The sequence below is a fragment of the Pseudomonas graminis genome, from assembly GCF_004364335.1.
GTDB lineage: Bacteria > Pseudomonadota > Gammaproteobacteria > Pseudomonadales > Pseudomonadaceae > Aquipseudomonas > Aquipseudomonas graminis_D.
Genome location: NZ_SOCR01000007.1, coordinates 143,671 through 161,169, shown reverse-complemented (window position 1 = coordinate 161,169; position 17,499 = coordinate 143,671). Strand labels below are relative to the sequence as shown.

At 61.9% G+C, this 17,499-nt stretch carries 13 protein-coding genes; 7 read left to right on the top strand and 6 right to left on the bottom strand.

Annotated features, from left to right (window positions below):
- Positions 1–44: 44 nt before the first annotated feature.
- Both tpx and EC919_RS14770 read right to left on the bottom strand, forming a co-directional pair.
- Positions 45–545: a thiol peroxidase gene (tpx, locus tag EC919_RS14775; protein WP_133775103.1), complete on the bottom strand. Its 501-nt coding sequence runs from the start codon at positions 543–545 to the stop codon at positions 45–47.
- 81 nt (positions 546–626) lie between these two features.
- Positions 627–1,562: a LysR family transcriptional regulator gene (locus tag EC919_RS14770; protein WP_133775101.1), complete on the bottom strand. Its 936-nt coding sequence runs from the start codon at positions 1,560–1,562 to the stop codon at positions 627–629.
- Positions 1,563–1,688: 126 nt separating this feature from the next.
- Here EC919_RS14770 and EC919_RS14765 point away from each other — a divergent pair, with 126 nt between their 5' ends.
- Positions 1,689–2,684 carry an aldo/keto reductase gene (locus EC919_RS14765; protein WP_133775099.1) on the top strand — a complete coding sequence of 332 codons (996 nt, stop codon included), beginning with the start codon at positions 1,689–1,691 and terminating at the stop codon, positions 2,682–2,684.
- A gap of 123 nt (positions 2,685–2,807) precedes the next feature.
- Here the strand turns inward: EC919_RS14765 and EC919_RS14760 are convergent, their stop codons facing one another.
- The 3 genes from EC919_RS14760 to EC919_RS14750 form a co-directional block, all read right to left on the bottom strand.
- Entirely contained in the window at positions 2,808–6,491 is a 3,684-nt protein-coding gene (locus tag EC919_RS14760; RefSeq protein ID WP_133775097.1) for a translocation/assembly module TamB domain-containing protein, read from the bottom strand.
- 5 nt (positions 6,492–6,496) lie between these two features.
- Positions 6,497–8,227 (bottom strand): autotransporter assembly complex protein TamA, encoded by a 1,731-nt coding sequence (locus EC919_RS14755; RefSeq protein WP_133775095.1) that lies wholly within the window; start codon positions 8,225–8,227, stop codon positions 6,497–6,499.
- Positions 8,228–8,293: 66 nt separating this feature from the next.
- Positions 8,294–8,944: a GNAT family N-acetyltransferase gene (locus EC919_RS14750; RefSeq protein WP_133775093.1), complete on the bottom strand. Its 651-nt coding sequence runs from the start codon at positions 8,942–8,944 to the stop codon at positions 8,294–8,296.
- Between the two features lie 223 nt (positions 8,945–9,167).
- On the opposite strand from EC919_RS14750, the gene xthA reads away from it, so the two are divergent.
- A complete protein-coding gene (gene xthA / locus EC919_RS14745; protein WP_133775091.1) occupies positions 9,168–9,980 on the top strand; it encodes an exodeoxyribonuclease III in 813 nt (270 codons plus the stop codon).
- Positions 9,981–10,244: 264 nt separating this feature from the next.
- Positions 10,245–11,591, top strand: a complete 1,347-nt coding sequence (locus tag EC919_RS14740; protein WP_133775089.1) for a substrate-binding domain-containing protein — start codon at positions 10,245–10,247, stop codon at positions 11,589–11,591.
- Between the two features lie 122 nt (positions 11,592–11,713).
- Here the strand turns inward: EC919_RS14740 and EC919_RS14735 are convergent, their stop codons facing one another.
- The gene (locus EC919_RS14735) at positions 11,714–12,922 is read right to left on the bottom strand and encodes an acyl-CoA dehydrogenase (RefSeq protein ID WP_133775087.1); all 1,209 of its coding nucleotides are present in this window, start codon (positions 12,920–12,922) and stop codon (positions 11,714–11,716) included.
- 157 nt (positions 12,923–13,079) lie between these two features.
- On the opposite strand from EC919_RS14735, the gene EC919_RS14730 reads away from it, so the two are divergent.
- The 4 genes from EC919_RS14730 (at position 13,080) to EC919_RS14715 (ending at position 17,483) form a co-directional block, all read left to right on the top strand.
- Complete coding sequence (locus EC919_RS14730; RefSeq protein WP_133775085.1) at positions 13,080–14,027, top strand: LysR family transcriptional regulator; 948 nt, start codon at positions 13,080–13,082, stop codon at positions 14,025–14,027.
- Positions 14,028–14,293: 266 nt separating this feature from the next.
- A complete protein-coding gene (locus EC919_RS14725; RefSeq protein WP_133775083.1) occupies positions 14,294–14,674 on the top strand; it encodes a MerR family transcriptional regulator in 381 nt (126 codons plus the stop codon).
- Positions 14,675–14,728: 54 nt separating this feature from the next.
- Positions 14,729–15,628, top strand: a complete 900-nt coding sequence (locus tag EC919_RS14720) for a hydroxymethylglutaryl-CoA lyase (protein ID WP_133775081.1) — start codon at positions 14,729–14,731, stop codon at positions 15,626–15,628.
- Between the two features lie 691 nt (positions 15,629–16,319).
- Positions 16,320–17,483, top strand: coding sequence for an isovaleryl-CoA dehydrogenase (locus EC919_RS14715; RefSeq protein WP_133775079.1), 1,164 nt, complete (start codon positions 16,320–16,322; stop codon positions 17,481–17,483).
- Positions 17,484–17,499 lie beyond the last annotated feature (16 nt).

The following is a 17,499-nucleotide window of genomic DNA, read 5'->3' as shown; positions in this document are numbered from 1 at the left end:
GCAGGGTATTGCCGTGCGATGATGGCAATAGGCCCTTTTCGAGCTTACTTCAATACGGCCAAAGCCGCTTCGTAGTTCGGCTCTTGACCGATCTCCGGTACCAGTTCGCTGTGCAGGACCGTGTCGTTTTCGTCCAGCACGACCACCGCACGGGTGGTCAGGCCCTTCATGGGACCGTCGGCGATGGCGACGCCGTAATCCTGCATGAACTGCGCGCCGCGCATGGTTGACAGGTTCTTCACGTTCTCCAGGCCTTCGGCGCCACAGAAGCGTGCCTGGGCGAACGGCAGGTCGGCGGAGATGCACAGCACAACGGCGTTGTTCAGCTCGTTGGCCTGGGCGTTGAATTTGCGCACGGAGGTGGCGCAGGTCGGTGTGTCGACGCTCGGGAAGATGTTCAGCACCTTGCGCTTGCCGGCGAAGGTTTCAAGGGTAGCGTCGGACAGATCGCCCGCCACCAGCGTGAAGGCGGGCGCCTTGCTGCCGACGGTTGGGAGTTCGCCGCTGATCTGTACCGGGGAGCCTCTACGAGTCACTTGTGGCATGAGCTGAGTCCTTGTTTGAGTAGCATGCAAAGGCGGAAGTTAACCATGAAAAAGCGCAGCAACCTACCGCCGGAAATGATTTTATTCCTGGGAAACGCGGTGCATTACCGGTTTGTCCATCAGTCCCGGACGCGAGCACACATCCACCACCCAGTCGACGAACACCCTCACACGCCGTGACGTCTGCCGGTGTGCCGGGTACAGCGCAGTGAGGGGCAAGAGCGGTTGTTCGAGGTCGCCCAACACTTCGATCAGCTCGCCACGACGCAACAAGTCGGCGACGTGGTAGTACGGCGTCTGCACCAGACCGTAACCTGCACTGCACGCGGCGAGGTAACCATCGGCGCTGTTGGTCGCCAGGGCCTTCGGCAGGTCCGACGCCTGGGTCCGGCCATCGATGACGAACTCGATCCCGTAGCGCTTATTCGTGGTCGAAGAAAAGTATTCAATGATCTGGTGGTGCTGGAGATCGGCCAGACACTGCGGCGTGCCCCTGCGTTGCAGGTAGCCTGGACTGGCGCACACCACTTGCCGCATGTGCGCGAGGGGTCGGGCCACCAGCGAATGATCGAGGGGCTGCCCGCCACGGATCACGCAGTCGTAGCCCTCCCGGATCAAGTCAACCGGCCGATCGTTCATGCCGACTTCCATTTCCAGTCGGGGGTAGCGTTCGGTGAACTCCGGCAACAGCGGCATGATGATCAGCCGGCCGATGCCCGACGGCATGTCGACGCGCAGCACCCCTTCCGGGTCCCTGGCGACCGAAGAGAACACCGATTCGGCCGCCTCCAGTTCATTCAGCACAGTGACGCAGCGGTGGCAATAGGCCTGACCGTCCGGCGTGGGCGTCACCTGCCGGGTGGTGCGCATCAACAATTGCACACCCAGCTGCGCCTCCAGCTGTTTGATCAAGATGGTCACCGACGCGCGCGGCATGTGCAGGCTGTCGGCGGCCCTGGCGAAACCGCCCAGTTCGACGATGCGGGTGAACGCCCGCATCGCATTGAATTTATCCATGGTTCTTCACGCGTCCGCTGAGGGATTGTTTAGAAATCACCAATAGTGAAAGCACTTTTAGCCGGTTTATCCCGACGCTGTCGAGGCGTAAGAATGGTGGTCCTCTTGATCGACAAGGCATCCATCATGCAAACGCGTCAACTTGGCAAAAACGGACCGCAGGTCTCGGCACTTGGCCTGGGCTGCATGGGCATGACTGATTTCTACACAACCGGCGGCAATCCCGATGAAGCCATCGCCACCCTTCACCGGGCGCTGGAGCTGGGCATCACCCTGCTCGACACCGCCGACATGTACGGCCCGCACACCAACGAGGAGCTGTTGGGCAAGGCGCTGGCCGGCAAGCGTGACCAAGCGTTCATCGCCAGCAAGTTCGGCATCGTACGTACGCCGGGCGACGCCGGTGCGCGTGGGGTCAATGGCAGTCCCGAGTACATCCGCGCCGCGATCGATGGCACGTTGCAGCGTCTGAAGATCGACACGCTGGATCTGTATTACCAGCACCGCATCGATCCAGGCGTGGCGATCGAAGAGTCGGTTGGCGCCATGGCCGAGCTGGTCAAGGCCGGCAAGGTGCGCTTCCTCGGCTTGAGCGAAGCGTCGGCCAGCACCCTTGAACGCGCTCACAAGGTTCACCCCATTGCCGCCTTGCAGACCGAATACTCCCTGTGGAGCCGAGACCCGGAAGAGAACGGCGTGCTCGACACCTGCCGCCGTCTGGGTATCGCGTTTGTTCCTTACAGCCCGCTGGGACGAGGCTTTCTGACGGGCGCCCTGAAAAGCCCGGACGACTTTGCCGCCGATGACTACCGCCGCAGCAGCCCGCGGTTTCAGGGCGAGAACTTCGCCAAGAACCTGCTGCTGGTGCAGAAGGTCGAGCAATTGGCGGCGGAAAAAGGCATCACTGCCGGCCAACTGGCGTTGGCCTGGGTGCTTGCCCAAGGCAGTGACGTGATTCCAATTCCTGGCACCAAGCAGCGCAAATATCTGGAGCAGAACGTCGCAGCACTGGATGTAGCCCTCAGCGCAGCGGATTTGCAGGCGTTGAAAGACCTGTTTCCTGTGAATGCCGTCGCGGGCGGCCGTTACCCCGATGCAGCGATGAAGCTGGTCAACGGCTGAAGCGGTTTGCTCGACAGCTGCTCAAATGGCGGCTGTTGAGCCACTTCCTGGAACCGGCTCGCTCGCGTAAAGGCGGTCCCGCGAGCAAGCCGTCTTCCCTGGAAGCCGGTTGACCTCATCTGCTCAAAAATCCCGCTTGTAGAAGATGTCCAGCGAACTCGCCACACCGCCCGCGACCTCCAGGTACACCTTCTTGCTCAGCAGATAGCGCAAGGTCAGCGTATTGGCCGGTTCAAACACCCCCACGCCATAACGCAGGCTGAGCTTGTCGGTGATCTTGCCGCTGGCGACCACGGCGGTCTTGTCGCCGCTGCCCGAGGTGTCCAGATCGAAATCCTGAATCCCCAGCCCGGACGCCAGCTTGCCCGCCGTCGAAGAACCGCCGGCCAGGCCCAATGCCAGCGCCGCCTGGGCGACCATGTTGCTGTCTTCGCCGTTAGTGCTCAGCGGACGGCCCAGCACCAGATACGACAGCGCCTGTTCCTGACTCATGGCCGGTTCGGAGAACACGGTGGTGGTCGGTTGCTCGGCGCTGCCGCTCAGGCGAATGCCGGCAATCACGTCGTCGGTCTGGCGAATGGCTTCGATGTCCAGATACGGCTGGTCAACCGGCCCTGCGAATAACAGGCGCGCCTTGCGAATGGTCAGGCGCTGGCCGTAAGCGCGGTAGCGTCCGTCGTTGAGGTTCAGCTCGCCGCGGGTGTCCATGTTGTCGCCGATGTGCACGTGACCGACGAGATTGGCAGTCAGGCCGAAGCCGGTAAAACTCAGGGTGTCCTGGCCCACTTCGACGTTCACGTCCATGGCGATGGCCAGCGGGGTTTTGCCCTGTTTGGTATGCTGACCGACGATCACCGTGTCATCGGAGACTTTCACGGTCGAAGGCGGCAGCTGACGCACAGTGATCTCGCCTTTCGGGATCAAGACCTTGCCCGACACCGCGAGCCTGTCGCCCTGCAGGGTGATCTTGAGGTCCGGCGCCGCTTCCAGCTTGGCGTACGGCTCAACGGTGATCGGCAGGTGGGTGCCCTTCAGGGCAACGTCGACATCCAGCGCATCGGCCCATGCCACATGCCCGCCAATGCTGCCCTGACCGGTCGGGCCGCTGCGCCAGTTGCCGGTCAGATCAAAGCGCTCGCCCGCAATCAATGCCTGCACGTTGAGTTTCTGCAGACTGACCGGCAATTCGGGGCCGGACACTTCGCCGTCATTCAGGGTCACGTTGCCGTTGACCTGGGGCGCCAGCAGGCTGCCGGAGATCCGCCCGCTGCCGTTGAGTTTGCCATTGAGCTTTTCCACCATCGGCACGAAGGGGCGCGCGACCGACACATCCAGGCCGCTGAGGGTGAAGTCACCGGTCACGGGTTTGTTCCTGGCGATCGGGTCGATGCTCAATCGGGCCAGCAACTCACCGAGCTTGCCGCCACGAAAATCCACGCTGGTGTCGACCTTCTTCGGGGTCAGGCTGCTGGTCAGCTTCAGCGTGTCGTAGGGGAAATCCAGCCACTGATTCTTGTCCTTGACCCGCAGCGTCCCGCCACTGGCGTCGATAACTACTTGGCCGTTTGGGCCAGCTGCCGGGACATCCAGCTGAATGTCGGCATTCAACGCGCCCTTCCAGGCGAAATCCTTGGGCAGCCACTGTGCCAGGCTTTCCAGCGGGAAGCGCTTGAGGTGATAGCGCAGGCGCGGTTCAGGCATCAGACGCTGATCCTCGCCGCACAGACTGGCAGGTCCCGACACCCAGCAATGGGCACCGAAGTTGACCTTGCCGTCGGCCAGACGCTCCAGTCTGGCCGGCTGTTGCAGCTTCCAGTCCTGCCCGCCGCTCTGGATATCACCGCTGGCCAGACGCCCGCGCCAGTTGCCTTTGTCCAGATTGCCATCCAGTGCGAGGGCCAGTTTGAGCAGCGGCCCCTGAAGGTCGAGTTTCACTTGCTGACGTTTGATGTCGCCCTGCCCGTTTACGGTCAGCGCGCCCAGTGCGGTGTCGCCGGCTTGAATGCCGGTGGTCTTCAGATCAACCGTCGCGCGCTGGGCGTGGTCGAGCCTGGCCGCCAGTGTGAGGGTTTGCAGCGTATTGGCCTGAAACGCCAGTTGAGTGCCCTGCAAGGCGAGTTGGCCCTGGGGCGCCTGCACCGTGCCAGCAGCGTCGAGACGCCCTTTCATCTGCCCTTGCAAACCAGGCCATAGCTGACCCAGTCGCGGGAGGTTGATGTCCAGCTGTGCGGTCATTTTCTGCTGCAGGCTGCCCGTGCCTTGAATCCGGTTGTCGCCCAGGCGGATATCCAGGGCGTTGAGATTCCATGTGTCGTCGGCGCCATCAGCCTTGGCTTGCAGCACAGCAGGCTGGCCGCGCAGACGCCCTTTCAGATCCAGGTCGGCATTCAGGTTCAATTGCTCGTTGCGCAGCGAGCCTTTGCTGCGCAGCGGACCGGCCAGGGAGCCCGGCAATTCCGCGACCCAATAAGCGGGATCGATGGCGCTGAGGTCCAGCGCTGTATCCCAGGCAATGCCGTCGGCAAATTGCAGGTTCAGGTGGCCACTGGCCTTGCCCTGCCCGGCTACCAGTTCAAGCTGGGGCAGGAAGATCTCCTGCAGATCCCCGCTGAACGGGCTCTGCAACGTGAATGGACCGGCCGGGCCTTTGAAGTCGCCGGCGAAATGGCCGAGGTATTTGCCATCGGTGTAGGACACCTCCCCGGTGAACGTATGAACGCTGACCTGGGGCTCGTCGATCAACGGGTACAGGCGATGCCAGGGAAAATCCAGCCAGTCGATTTTCGCGTCGGCGCGCAGGCCTTGCTGCCAGTCCAGTTTGCCGCTCGCCTTGAGGCGCTGGTTGTCACTGGCCGTCAGGTCAAGCGCCGCAATGTCCGCGCCCTTGGCGTCGACCCGGCCTTGTAATGCCAGCGCCACCGGGCCTTTTTCAGCGGGAAGGCTGGCGCTGCCGGTGATGGCATAGCCCTGGGCAAGGTCGCCCTTCGCGTTGAGAATCAGCTGATTGAGCTGCAACGTGTCTGGCAAATCGGCACTGGGTTTGAACGCGTCGCTGGTAATGGCGATGTTCGCCGGCAGGTTCTCCACCAACGGCTGCAGCTCACCGACCAGATGAGCGACGATATAGCCTTTGCTCTGCGCGCTCAGCGTCAGCGTCCTCAGCAAGTCCCCTTTAATGTTCAGCGCCAGTGACAACGGCTGACCGCTCACGTCCGGCAGTTTCAACTGCCCTTCGGCGGTCAGCGGCCAGTCGCCCTCAGGTTTCAGCAGGCCCGCCAGGTCCAGCGCGATGCCATCACGGCCGGCGTGCAGCGAGTCGATCTTCAACCCTTCAGCGGTCCAGTGCGCTGCCAGTTGTACGTCGCGAACCTGCTCCGTGCCGTCCAGGTGAAGGCTGCCGATCTGCACGCGCCCCAGCTGCAAGGCCAGCGGCAGCTTGAGATTCGGCAGCGTGATCGGGCCGCTGTTCGCCTCATTGCCGGAGGGCGGGAATTGCAGCCTGATGTCGCCCGTTTGCAGGGTGTCGAGGCACAGCGTCATGCGCGCCAGGCACGCCGGGGACCATTCAAACACCGGCGCATCCACTTCAACCTTGCTCAGGCCTTGCTGCCACACCAGCTGATCCGCCTGCCATGCGCCGCCCAGACGACCGGAAAAGCCCTCGACCGAAAGGCCCGGTACAAGACCGAGTGTCCATCGGCTGCCACTTTGTGTGCCGAGGAGAAGCGTCAATGTCAGCACCACAAGGATGATCAGCGACAGAAGCGTAATGGCCGTTATCGCCGCTGTGCGTTTCAACAAAGCCATCTTCGTCACAGTTCAGGTCCCATCGAGAAGTGCAGACGGATACCGCCGTCTTCATCCAGCGCGTGGGCGAGGTCAAGGCGCAGCGGCCCGACCGGAGACACCCAGCGCACACCAATGCCGACGCCCGTCTTCAAGCTCGGCAGGTTCAGGGAATTGAACGAGTTGCCCTGATCGACGAACGCGGCGACGCGCCATTTCTCGGCGATCGAGTATTGGTACTCGGCGCTGCCGGCGATCATGTAGCGGCCGCCGATCTTGTCGCCGTCGGAGTTTTCCGGGGACAGCGATTGATAGTCATAGCCGCGCACACTCTGGTCGCCACCGGCAAAAAAGCGCAGGGACGGCGGGATCGAGGTGTAGCCGTTGGTGGCACTGCCACCGACCTGCACCCGCCCGAGGAAGCGGTGGTTCTGCGCGACAGTAGTCAGCCCTTTGAGCATGACCGTGCCGTGCACGAGGTTGGCGTCAGAGCCGAGACCTTCCTTGGCGACCTGGGTGTCGAACTGCAGCCGGTAGCCGTGGTGCGGATCGATGCGGTTGTCGCTGCGCAGGTACGAATAGCTGACGCCGGGCATGAGCAAGGTGCTGAGGCCCTCGTCGTTGCCCAGTCGGTATTCTTCACGCTGCCATTTCAGCGAGATCACCCGCTCCCAGCCACTGGGCAGTTTGCTGTGCCATTCGGGGCCGACGGTCAGCAGCTTGCTGAGGCTGTCGGTGTCGGCGATTTCTTCATATTGATAGCCGCCGGCGAAACGCAGCTTGTCGGTCAGGGGCGGGTCGAGCGGAATGTCATAGAACAGGCCGACGTTCTGTCGAGGGGCGGAGATTTCGGCTTCGGCGCCATAACTGTGGCCCTGGGGATTGACCCAGTGGCGCGTCCAGTTGGCCTTCACCCGTGGGCCGACGTCGGTGGAATAGCCGACGCCCAGCCCCATGGTCCGCGGCTTGCGGGTCTGCAACTGCACGTCCACGGGAATCACCTGCGCCTGGGCGTCGGTGGGCGATGCGTTGACCCGCACGCCTTCGAAATAGCCGCTCGACTGCATGGCCTGGTTGAGCTCGGCAATCAGTTCGGAGTCGTAGGGCGTGTCTTGTTTGAACGGCACCATGCGCCGCAGCAGGTCTTCGTCGAACGGCGCGTCGCCGCTGAAGGTCACTTTGCCAAGGGAGAAACGAGGCCCGCTGTCGTAGACCAGTTCGATGTCGGCAACCCCGGCGCGCGGGTCAACGGAAAGGCGCTGGGTCACGAACCGGCCATTGAAGAAGCCGTAGCGTGCCGCCTGGGTTTCGATCAGGTGTTTGGCGTCCTCGTAGACGCCGTGATTGAGCACCGCGCCGGGTTTGAGGGCATCGCCTTTTGGCACCCGGAAGCGTTTGAGCCGGGTCGCCTGCCCGGTTACGCGGATAGACACATTGCGCAGGTGGACGGGCTCGCCCGCCTGGACTTTCAGCAGCAGTTGCAGGGTGTTGTCGACATGACGGACTTCGCTGTCAATCTGCGCCTGATAATACCCAAGGGCCTGAGCGGCCTTTTGCGCCTGCTCGACGGCCCCCACACTGAAGCGTTCGAGCGCCGGCTCGTCGCGCTCGCCGAGGCTGCCCACATACCCTTCGATGTTGGATTTGAGCGCGGCATTGGACGGCTTGATCCGGACTTCCAGCTGCGCATCGGCGAATGCCGCACAGCTGGACAACATCAAGAGAAAGCCGCTGGTGTATCGATGGGGAAACTTCATAGGCGCGAATGCTACACGAGCGACGCGGGCTGCTGGAACCCGCTGGAATTGACAAGCTGGTGCAGCTCAAGCCACCGAACCCAATGAAACCTGGGGGTTTGGGTGGAAAAATATGCGTTCTCGGACGGGTCCTACTTCCACTTCGCCGATTTCCTGGTAACCGTGTCGGTTATAGAAATCCAGATAATGGCCATTTCCCGTGTCAAGGACGATGCCTTCCGAGTTCTTGTCCTGCGCACACCAGTCATGCAACGCCAAGAGCAACTGCTCAGCATAGTGCTGGCCCTGAAAATCTGGATGGACGCCAAACAACGGCAGCACGTGAACCGCTTCCGACGGCGCACAGGCCAGCACGTCGTAGTAATACTCCAGATAGCGCTGGGTCCCGCGCAGGCCAGTGCTCATCAACATGCGAATGCGCCAGGCCCAGCTTTCGGTGATGCCCAGCCGCCGCTGCGGTGGCGCAATCAGGGCAACGCCGGCCAGACGGTCCGCGACGAACAGCCCCAACGCCGGCATGTCCTGAAGAAAATGCTGCTTGACGAGCGCACGGATGGTCGCCTTGACCCGGTGCTCATAGCCGGAGCGGCCGGATTCGAACAGGTAGGCGAAGCTCGGTTCCTGACGGTAAGCGAGGTAGAGAAGCGCGCGGGTTTCGCGGGAGTAGCCGCTGTCGAGCTGACGGATCTGCGCCGTTTCGCTGGGCAGTACAGGCATGGTGTTCGTCCTTTTGATGAGCCCCGGGGCGGCCGCTCGGGTGCGCTCTGGGTGGTGGTCTTCAAGGCTTCGAGTCGCCGCGCGCAAGCGCAGTTCCCACGACTTGGGCCGCCTTTCGGAAATGCGCCCCCGCCGCTAGCCATTCCGGCAAGCGAACCGGGTGCTGGCCGTCGTCGGGCAGGTCGGCTAGCATCCCCGTTTGTTTTTGCCAGGACCGCCGCCCATGAAACTTGTGTCTTTTAATATCAACGGCCTTCGCGCCCGACCGCATCAGCTGGCGGCGTTGATCGAGAAGCATCAGCCCGACGTGATTGGTTTGCAGGAAACCAAGGTCTCCGACGAGCAATTCCCCCAGGCCGATATCGAGGCGCTGGGCTATCACGTGCATTTCCACGGGCAGAAAGGCCATTACGGCGTCGCCCTGCTCTCGCGTCAGCCGCCATTGTCGATTCACAAGGGCTTCGACAACGACGACGAAGACGCCCAGCGCCGCTTCATCTGGGGCACATTCGCCGATCGCAATGGCAATCCGGTGACGGTCATGAACGGCTATTTCCCCCAGGGCGAGAGCCGTGATCACCCGACCAAGTTCCCGGCCAAGCTGCGCTTCTACGCGGACCTGCAGAACCTGCTGGAGACGCGCTTTAGCAATGACCAGCCGCTGGTGGTGATGGGCGACGTCAACATTTCCCCGGAAGACAGCGACATCGGCATCGGCGCTGACAACGCCAAGCGCTGGTTGAAAACCGGCAAGTGCAGCTTCCTACCGGAAGAGCGCGAGTGGCTCGGCAAGCTCAAGAACTGGGGCCTGGTGGACAGCTTCCGCCACCTGTACCCGGAAGTGGTCGATCAATTCAGCTGGTTCGACTATCGCAGTCGCGGCTTTGAAGACGAGCCCAAGCGCGGGCTGCGCATCGACTTGATCCTCGCGTCCCACGGCCTGCAGCCGCGCATCAAGGCGGCGGGCGTGGATTACCACTTGCGATCGATGGACAAACCATCCGACCACGCGCCGATCTGGCTTGAGCTGGAGTAATAAGGACAGCCATTCGCGGTGTGGGCCGGCGGTAACGACGGCGCTGACAGTTGTCTTGGCCGGCCCACACGTCCGTCAATGACACGATGCTGTAGGAGCCGGCTTGCTGGCGAACCCCTGACGTCACTCGACACCGCCCCGCCAGACTGACCGCGTTCGCCAGCAAGCCGGCTCCTACGAAGTTCGTGGCATGCGGGCTGTCATCTGGCCGTCATTCGCCTGTCTTACTCTCCGGCCACCTCACCTCATATAAAGATGCCGCACATGCTGCGCACCCGTGTTTTGGTTTTGCTCACTTCACTCCTCGCCTTTTCAATAGACACGAACGCGGCTGCTCTGCCCGCGCCGACTGACGGCTCTCCCGCCCTGCGCATTCAGGGCTCGAACACGATTGACGCGCAGCTGGGGCCGGCGCTGGTCAAAGGCTTGCTGGCGCAGCAAGGCGCATTGTCCATTCAGGAACAACCCGGTGCGCACCCCAACGAGAAGCACCTAACCGCTCAGTTGCCTTCGGGCCAGAACGTAAGCATCGACATCGCGGCCCACGGATCGAGCACAGGGTTCGTGGCGCTGAGGGACGGTTTGGCGGATGTAGCAGCCTCCTCCCGCCCCATCAGAAACACCGAGGCCATGGAGCTGGCCGCCTTGGGTGATCTGCGCAGTCATGGCGCCGAGCAGGTCATCGCCATTGACGGCGTGGTGGTCATTATTCACCCCGGCAACCCGCTGCGGGAACTGAGCACGGCGCAACTGGCGAACATCTTTTCAGGAGAAATCCGCGACTGGGAGCAACTGGGCGGCACTGCCGGGGCCATTCATTTATATGCGCGGGATCAGCAGTCCGGCACGTTCGACACCTTCAACGAGCTGGTGCTGGCCAAGTCCGCCAAGACGCTGTCGAAGGATGCCAGGCGCTTCGAGTCCAGCGAGGAATTGTCCGATCAGGTCAGCCAGGACCGCCAGGGCATCGGCTTCATCGGCCTGCCCTACGTCCGGCAGGCCAAGGCCGTGGCGATCATCGATGGCGAGTCAAAACCGATGCTGCCCACGGTCAGCCTGATCGCCACCGAAGATTATCCGCTGTCACGCCGCCTGTATTTCTACCTGCCGCCTGATGCGAAGCAGCGCTGGGCCAAGGCGCTGGTGCGCTTCGCCCAGAGTCCTGAGGGACAGTCCATCGTGGCGCAGAACGGTTTTGTCGCGCAGACGGTTCAGGCCGTAAAAGTGCGCGCGACGCCACAGATGCCGCTGGAATATCAGAATCTGGCGCGTGAGGCCGAGCGGCTGTCGGTGAATTTCCGCTTCGCCCAGGGCAGCGCGACCCTGGACACCAAGGCGATGCTCGATCTCAAGCGCGTGGTCGAGTACCTGAAGGCCCATGACAAGCTGGAGCAGAAGGTCACGCTGGTGGGGTTTGGCGACGCCAAGAGCGATCCGGCCCGGGCGCAGTTACTGTCCAAACTGCGCGCCATGGCGGTGCGCCGGGAGCTGCTGAAACATCAGGTGGTGTTGCGTGACGTGCGCGGCTTCGGCGACGAAATGCCCGTGGCGACCAATGATGGCGATGAAGGCCGGATCAAGAATCGCCGGGTTGAAGTCTGGGTGGAGTGAGGCAGTTCAAGCCGCTGTGTCCTGGTCACTGAACGCACACTCTGAGCCGGCTTGCTGGCGAACGCATTGGGTCAGTCGACATGCTCATCCCTGATTGACCGGGTTCGCCAGCAAGCCGGCTCCTACAGATTTGCGTACTTGCCGACTTCGAACTTCCCGATCGCCGCGCGGTGCACTTCGTCCGGGCCGTCGGCCAGGCGCAGGGTGCGCTGCATGGCGTACATGTACGCCAGCGGGAAATCGCCGGACACCCCCGCGCCGCCGTGGATCTGGATCGCCCGATCGATCACCCGCAAGGCGACGTTCGGGGCAACCACTTTGATCTGCGCGATCTCGCTTTTCGCCACCTTGTTGCCCACCGTGTCCATCATGTAAGCGGCTTTCAGGGTCAACAGGCGGGCCATGTCGATTTCCATCCGCGAGTCGGCGATCTTGTCGATGTTGCCGCCCAGTCGGGCCAGCGGGCGACCAAACGCCGTGCGCTGCACCGAGCGTTTGCACATCAGTTCCAGCGCCCGTTCCGCCATGCCGACCGAACGCATGCAGTGGTGGATCCTGCCCGGGCCAAGGCGACCCTGGGCAATTTCGAACCCGCGTCCTTCACCCAGCAGGACGTTTTCGTACGGCACGCGCACGTTTTCAAACAGCACTTCGGCGTGGCCATGGGGCGCATCGTCGTAGCCGAACACTGGCAGCGGTCGTACGATTTTTACCCCGGCCGTGTCAGTCGGCACCAGAATCATTGAATGCTGCTGGTGACGAGGGCCGTCCGGGTTACTCAGGCCCATGAAAACCATGATCTTGCAGCGCGGGTCGCAGGCCCCGGACGTCCACCACTTGCGTCCATTAATGACCCACTCATCGCCATCGCGCATCGCCGTAGCGGCCATGTTGGTGGCATCCGAGGATGCCACGTCGGGCTCGGTCATGGCGAAGGCCGAGCGAATCTCGCCCCGCAGCAAGGGCTCCAGCCACCGCTCCTTCTGCGCGTCATTGGCGTAGCGCACCAGCACTTCCATGTTGCCGGTGTCCGGCGCGGAACAGTTGAAGGGCTCCGGGCCCAGCAGCGAGCGGCCCATGATCTCCGCCAGGGGCGCGTATTCGAGGTTCGACAGCCCTGCCCCGAGTTCGGATTCCGGCAAAAACAGGTTCCATAACCCCTCGGCCTTTGCCTTCGCCTTGAGCGCCTCCATGATCGCCGTCGGTTGCCAGCGTTCGCCTTCGGCCACTTGACGCTCGAACACCGGTTCGGCCGGGTACACGTAAGCGTCCATGAAGGCGGTCACGCGCTCGCGCAGTGCCTGAACCTTGGGGGAGTAAGCGAAATCCATGGGGCAGCTGCCTTCTGTGAGGTGGTGTCAGGTCGTGATCCGATGCTAGAACAGCGCCCCCCATTTATCTAACCTATTCTCGGCGTGTATAAACATTCATAACCGATATATGATTCGGCGCATTCCAAACAACAAGAACTGCACGAGGCGCACAGCAATGAACCTGAGCAAGGTCGATCTCAATCTCTTTATTGTGTTTGACGCCATTTACACCGAAGCCAACCTGACCCGCGCCGGTCAGATCGTCGGCATCACCCAGCCTGCCGTGTCCAATGCCCTGTCACGTCTGCGCGAAACCTTCAACGACCCGCTGTTCGTGCGCACTGCCCAGGGCATGGTGCCCACGCCGATGGCGCAGAACATCATCGGCCCCGTCCGCAACGCCCTGTCATTGCTGAGAGTTTCAGTTCAGGAGAGCCGGATTTTCAATCCGCTGCAGGCCAACAAGAATTACCGCATCAGCATGACCGACCTCACCGAGGCGGTGATATTGCCGGCGCTGTTCCAGCGGCTACGGCGTCTGGCGCCGGCCGTGACCATTGAAAGCTTTCTGTCCAAACGCCGGGAGACGACCAAGGAACTGGCGGCGGGCCGACTGGATTTCGCCGTGGATGCGCCGCTGAACACTGACCCGCAGGTGCGCCACGTCAAGCTGATGGAAGACCACTATGTGTGCGCCATGCGCCGCGGTCACCCACTGGCTAACAAGGATGCCATCAGTCTTGATGACTACCTCGGCGTCGCGCACATTCATATTTCCAGTCGGCGTAGCGGCTTGGGTTACGTGGATCTGGCCCTGGGGAAAATGGGTATCCAGCGCAAGGTGGCGTTGCGTTCGCAGCATTACCTGATGGCCTCTCAAGTGCTGCAGCAGACCGACATGGTGATGACGGTTCCCGAGCGTTTCGCCCGACGCAATGACCTGCATTTCGTGTACCTGCCGGTGAACGACGTGCCGACCGTGGAAACTCACCTCTACTGGCACGAAAGCACCGATCAGGACCCGGCGAACCGCTGGATGCGCGAGCAGATCATCGAGCTGTGCCAGTTGGTGACGGCGCAGGAACGCAAGCTGGGCAAGACCCTTGAGGCGGCGGTGAAATAAGCGTTCAGCGGCGCATGCGGTCTTTGTAGGACTGGCTTTAGCCGGGAAGAGGCCGGTGTGAACACCATCAGTTTTGAGGTGCTGCCATCTGACCCCTTCCCGGCTGAAGCCGGTCCTACAATTAGAATGCGATCATCCAGTGAGAACGCGGTGATCAAGTAGGACCGGCTTTAGCCGGGAAGAAGGCGAAGGTATTGATACGCCGCTTGACGTTAACGTAAAGCCCAACTTACGTTACGCCCATGCCTTCCGTATCGAGCACTGCAATGACTGCCACCACCTACAGCATTTCCGACCTTGCCCGCGAGCTGGACATCACCACCCGCACCATCCGCTTCTACGAAGAACAAGGCATGCTCAGCCCGGAACGGCGTGGGCAGGAGCGTGTTTATTCGGCCCGAGACAAGGTCACCCTCAAGCTGATTCTGCGCGGCAAGCGCATCGGCTTCTCGCTCGCCGAGTGCCGCGACCTCATCGGTCTGTACGACCCCGCCGGCGGCAATCACAAACAATTGAGCACTATGCTGGAGAAAATCGCCGAGCGTCGCGCCCAGCTGGATCAGCAGCTTCTGGATATTCAGCAGATGCAACTGGAACTCGACACGGCGGAGGAACGCTGCAAGGCCGCGCTTGAAATAACCCGCTGAATCAAGTCTTTATAAAAACAACCTAAAGCAACACCTTTCAGGAACGATGCCGATATGTCTCTCCCTCAGCGTGTGCGTCTGGTCGAAGTCGGCCCCCGGGACGGCCTGCAGAACGAATCCCGGCCGGTCAGTGTCGCCGACAAACTGCAACTGGTGCATGACCTCGCCGACGCGGGCGTCAGCTATATCGAGGCGGGCAGTTTCGTTTCGCCAAAATGGGTGCCGCAGATGGCGGGCTCCGCTGAGCTGTTCGCCGGCATCCAGCGCAAGGACGGCGTGACCTACGCCGCGCTGGCGCCCAACCTGCGGGGGTTCGAAGACGCGCTGGCGGCCGGCGTTAAGGAAATCGCCGTGTTCGCCGCCGCATCGGAGTCGTTCTCCCAGCGCAACATCAATTGCTCGATCAGCGAAAGCCTGGACCGGTTTCTGCCGATCATGGAGGCCGCGCGCCTGCACGGCATCAGCGTTCGCGGCTACGTGTCCTGCGTGCTGGGTTGCCCCTATGAAGGTGAGATCGCGCCGAAGCAAGTGGCGGCGGTCGCCAACGAGCTGTACGCCATGGGCTGCTACGAGGTTTCTCTGGGCGACACCATCGGCACCGGCACGCCGGGCGCTACCCGCACGCTGTTCGACGTGGTGGCCGGGCAGATCCCCCGCGGCAAGCTGGCCGGGCATTTCCACGACACTTACGGCCAGGCGCTGGCCAACATCTACGCCAGCCTGCTGGAAGGCATTCAGGTATTCGACAGTTCCGTGGCCGGCCTCGGCGGCTGCCCCTACGCCAAAGGCGCGACCGGCAACGTGGCCAGCGAGGACGTGGTTTACCTGCTGAACGGCCTCGGCATCGAGACCGGTATCGATCTGGACAAGCTGATCGCAGCCGGCCAACGCATCAGCGACACGCTGGGTCGGGCAAACGGCTCGCGGGTGGCGAAGGCACGTCTGTCGGCCTGATGTGCGACAAGTTGTCACACAGTGTTACCCTGCCCGCCATCGCGTTCAGGGAAACGGGTAACACGGAAACACCTGGCCACAGATTCAGCACTGAATCCAGGCCGGTGTAGCCCGCAAAGCCCCGTAAACCGGGACCTTCTGGAAGTTGGCATGGCTTCTGCTATCTCTTACGTACAACAAAAATAACAAATGCGATAACCCAATAAAAACAAGACGTATCGGCTCTGACATAACAAGAACAACACGGACAGAGACGCAGCTAACTGATTTTTTTGGAGTGGATTGCGCTACTTGAGGCCTTGGCCTCACGACCGGACTGAGAACAACAAGACTGCGTTCAGGCAGCTACCAGACGAGTCGGATCGAAAGATCGAAGCGGATCAGCGCTCAAAAAAATACGTTTGCTCTTGGCCCCGTTTGGGGGTCGCTCAAAAAAGCAAAAAAAGGCTGGTCGCCAAAAACAACAACAGGCCACCTAACAATAAAAACGAGCATGCAATCGAACTTGAAGGGGAGCCCAGGCTCCCCTTCGTGCTATCTGGCATTTGTAGACCTCTCCCCCTTCCGTTATTCCCGCGGCAGCCATTCATCCCCGTTGACATCAACACGACCGCAGGCTTACGTTAACGTAAAGGTGACACATTCTCCTTCCTCCCTGACAGCCCTCCAATAACAACTCGGGATGCAGTCCATGAATTACCCCACGCTCAATTTCGGCCTCGGCGAAACCCTCGACATGCTCCGCGATCAGGTGCGCGCCTTCGTTGCTGCCGAGCTGGCGCCACGCGCTGCACAGATCGACAAAGACAACCTCTTCCCCGCCGACATGTGGCGCAAGTTCGGCGACATGGGTCTGCTGGGCATAACCGTCGATGAAGAGTACGGCGGCGCGGGACTGGGCTACCTGGCCCATGTCATCGCCATGGAAGAAATCAGTCGGGGTTCGGCCTCCGCGGCATTGTCTTACGGCGCCCACTCCAATCTCTGTGTCAACCAGATCAACCGCAACGGCACGCCCGAACAGAAAGCCCGCTACCTGCCCAGGCTGATCAGCGGGGAGCACGTTGGCGCCCTGGCCATGAGCGAACCCAACGCCGGTTCCGACGTGGTCTCAATGAAGCTGCGCGCCGACCGACGCGGCGACCGCTTCGTGCTCAACGGCAGCAAGACCTGGATCACCAACGGCCCTGATGCCAATACCTACGTGATCTACGCCAAGACCGACCTGGAAAAAGGCGCCCACGGCATCAGCGCGTTCATCGTCGAGCGCGACTGGCGCGGTTTCTCGCGGGGCAACAAGTTCGACAAGCTCGGCATGCGTGGCTCCAACACCTGCGAGCTGTTCTTCGATGACGTGGAGGTGCCGGAAGAAAACCTGCTCGGTGCGCTCAACGGTGGCGTGAAGGTGTTGATGAGCGGCCTGGATTACGAGCGCGTCGTGCTCTCGGGCGGCCCGGTCGGGATCATGCAGGCGTGCATGGACGTCGTCCTGCCGTACATTCACGACCGCAAACAGTTCGGCCAGAGCATCGGCGAGTTCCAGCTGATCCAGGGCAAGGTTGCCGACATGTACACCCAGCTCAACGCCAGCCGCGCCTATCTGTATGCCGTGGCCCAGGCCTGCGAGCGCGGCGAGACCACGCGCAAGGACGCTGCCGGGGTGATCCTCTATGCCGCCGAACGGGCGACGCAATTTGCCCTGGAGACCATTCAGATTCTCGGCGGCAACGGCTACATCAACGAATTCCCGGCCGGACGACTGCTGCGCGACGCCAAGCTCTACGAGATCGGCGCCGGCACCAGCGAGATCCGCCGCATGCTGATCGGGCGTGAGCTGTTCAACGAAACCCGCTGACCGCGCCGGAGGCCCC

What these genes read in the sequence shown, in the direction of transcription:
- EC919_RS14740 (WP_133775089.1), top strand. Translation starts at nt 10,245, where the DNA reads ATGCTGCGCACCCGTGTTTTGGTTTTGCTCACTTCACTCCTCGCCTTT.
- EC919_RS14760 (WP_133775097.1), bottom strand. Translation starts at nt 6,491, where the DNA reads ATGGCTTTGTTGAAACGCACAGCGGCGATAACGGCCATTACGCTTCTG.
- EC919_RS14735 (WP_133775087.1), bottom strand. Translation starts at nt 12,922, where the DNA reads ATGGATTTCGCTTACTCCCCCAAGGTTCAGGCACTGCGCGAGCGCGTG.
- EC919_RS14725 (WP_133775083.1), top strand. Translation starts at nt 14,294, where the DNA reads ATGACTGCCACCACCTACAGCATTTCCGACCTTGCCCGCGAGCTGGAC.
- EC919_RS14715 (WP_133775079.1), top strand. Translation starts at nt 16,320, where the DNA reads ATGAATTACCCCACGCTCAATTTCGGCCTCGGCGAAACCCTCGACATG.
- EC919_RS14750 (WP_133775093.1), bottom strand. Translation starts at nt 8,944, where the DNA reads ATGCCTGTACTGCCCAGCGAAACGGCGCAGATCCGTCAGCTCGACAGC.
- tpx (WP_133775103.1), bottom strand. Translation starts at nt 545, where the DNA reads ATGCCACAAGTGACTCGTAGAGGCTCCCCGGTACAGATCAGCGGCGAA.
- EC919_RS14720 (WP_133775081.1), top strand. Translation starts at nt 14,729, where the DNA reads ATGTCTCTCCCTCAGCGTGTGCGTCTGGTCGAAGTCGGCCCCCGGGAC.
- EC919_RS14730 (WP_133775085.1), top strand. Translation starts at nt 13,080, where the DNA reads ATGAACCTGAGCAAGGTCGATCTCAATCTCTTTATTGTGTTTGACGCC.
- EC919_RS14770 (WP_133775101.1), bottom strand. Translation starts at nt 1,562, where the DNA reads ATGGATAAATTCAATGCGATGCGGGCGTTCACCCGCATCGTCGAACTG.
- xthA (WP_133775091.1), top strand. Translation starts at nt 9,168, where the DNA reads ATGAAACTTGTGTCTTTTAATATCAACGGCCTTCGCGCCCGACCGCAT.
- EC919_RS14765 (WP_133775099.1), top strand. Translation starts at nt 1,689, where the DNA reads ATGCAAACGCGTCAACTTGGCAAAAACGGACCGCAGGTCTCGGCACTT.
- EC919_RS14755 (WP_133775095.1), bottom strand. Translation starts at nt 8,227, where the DNA reads ATGAAGTTTCCCCATCGATACACCAGCGGCTTTCTCTTGATGTTGTCC.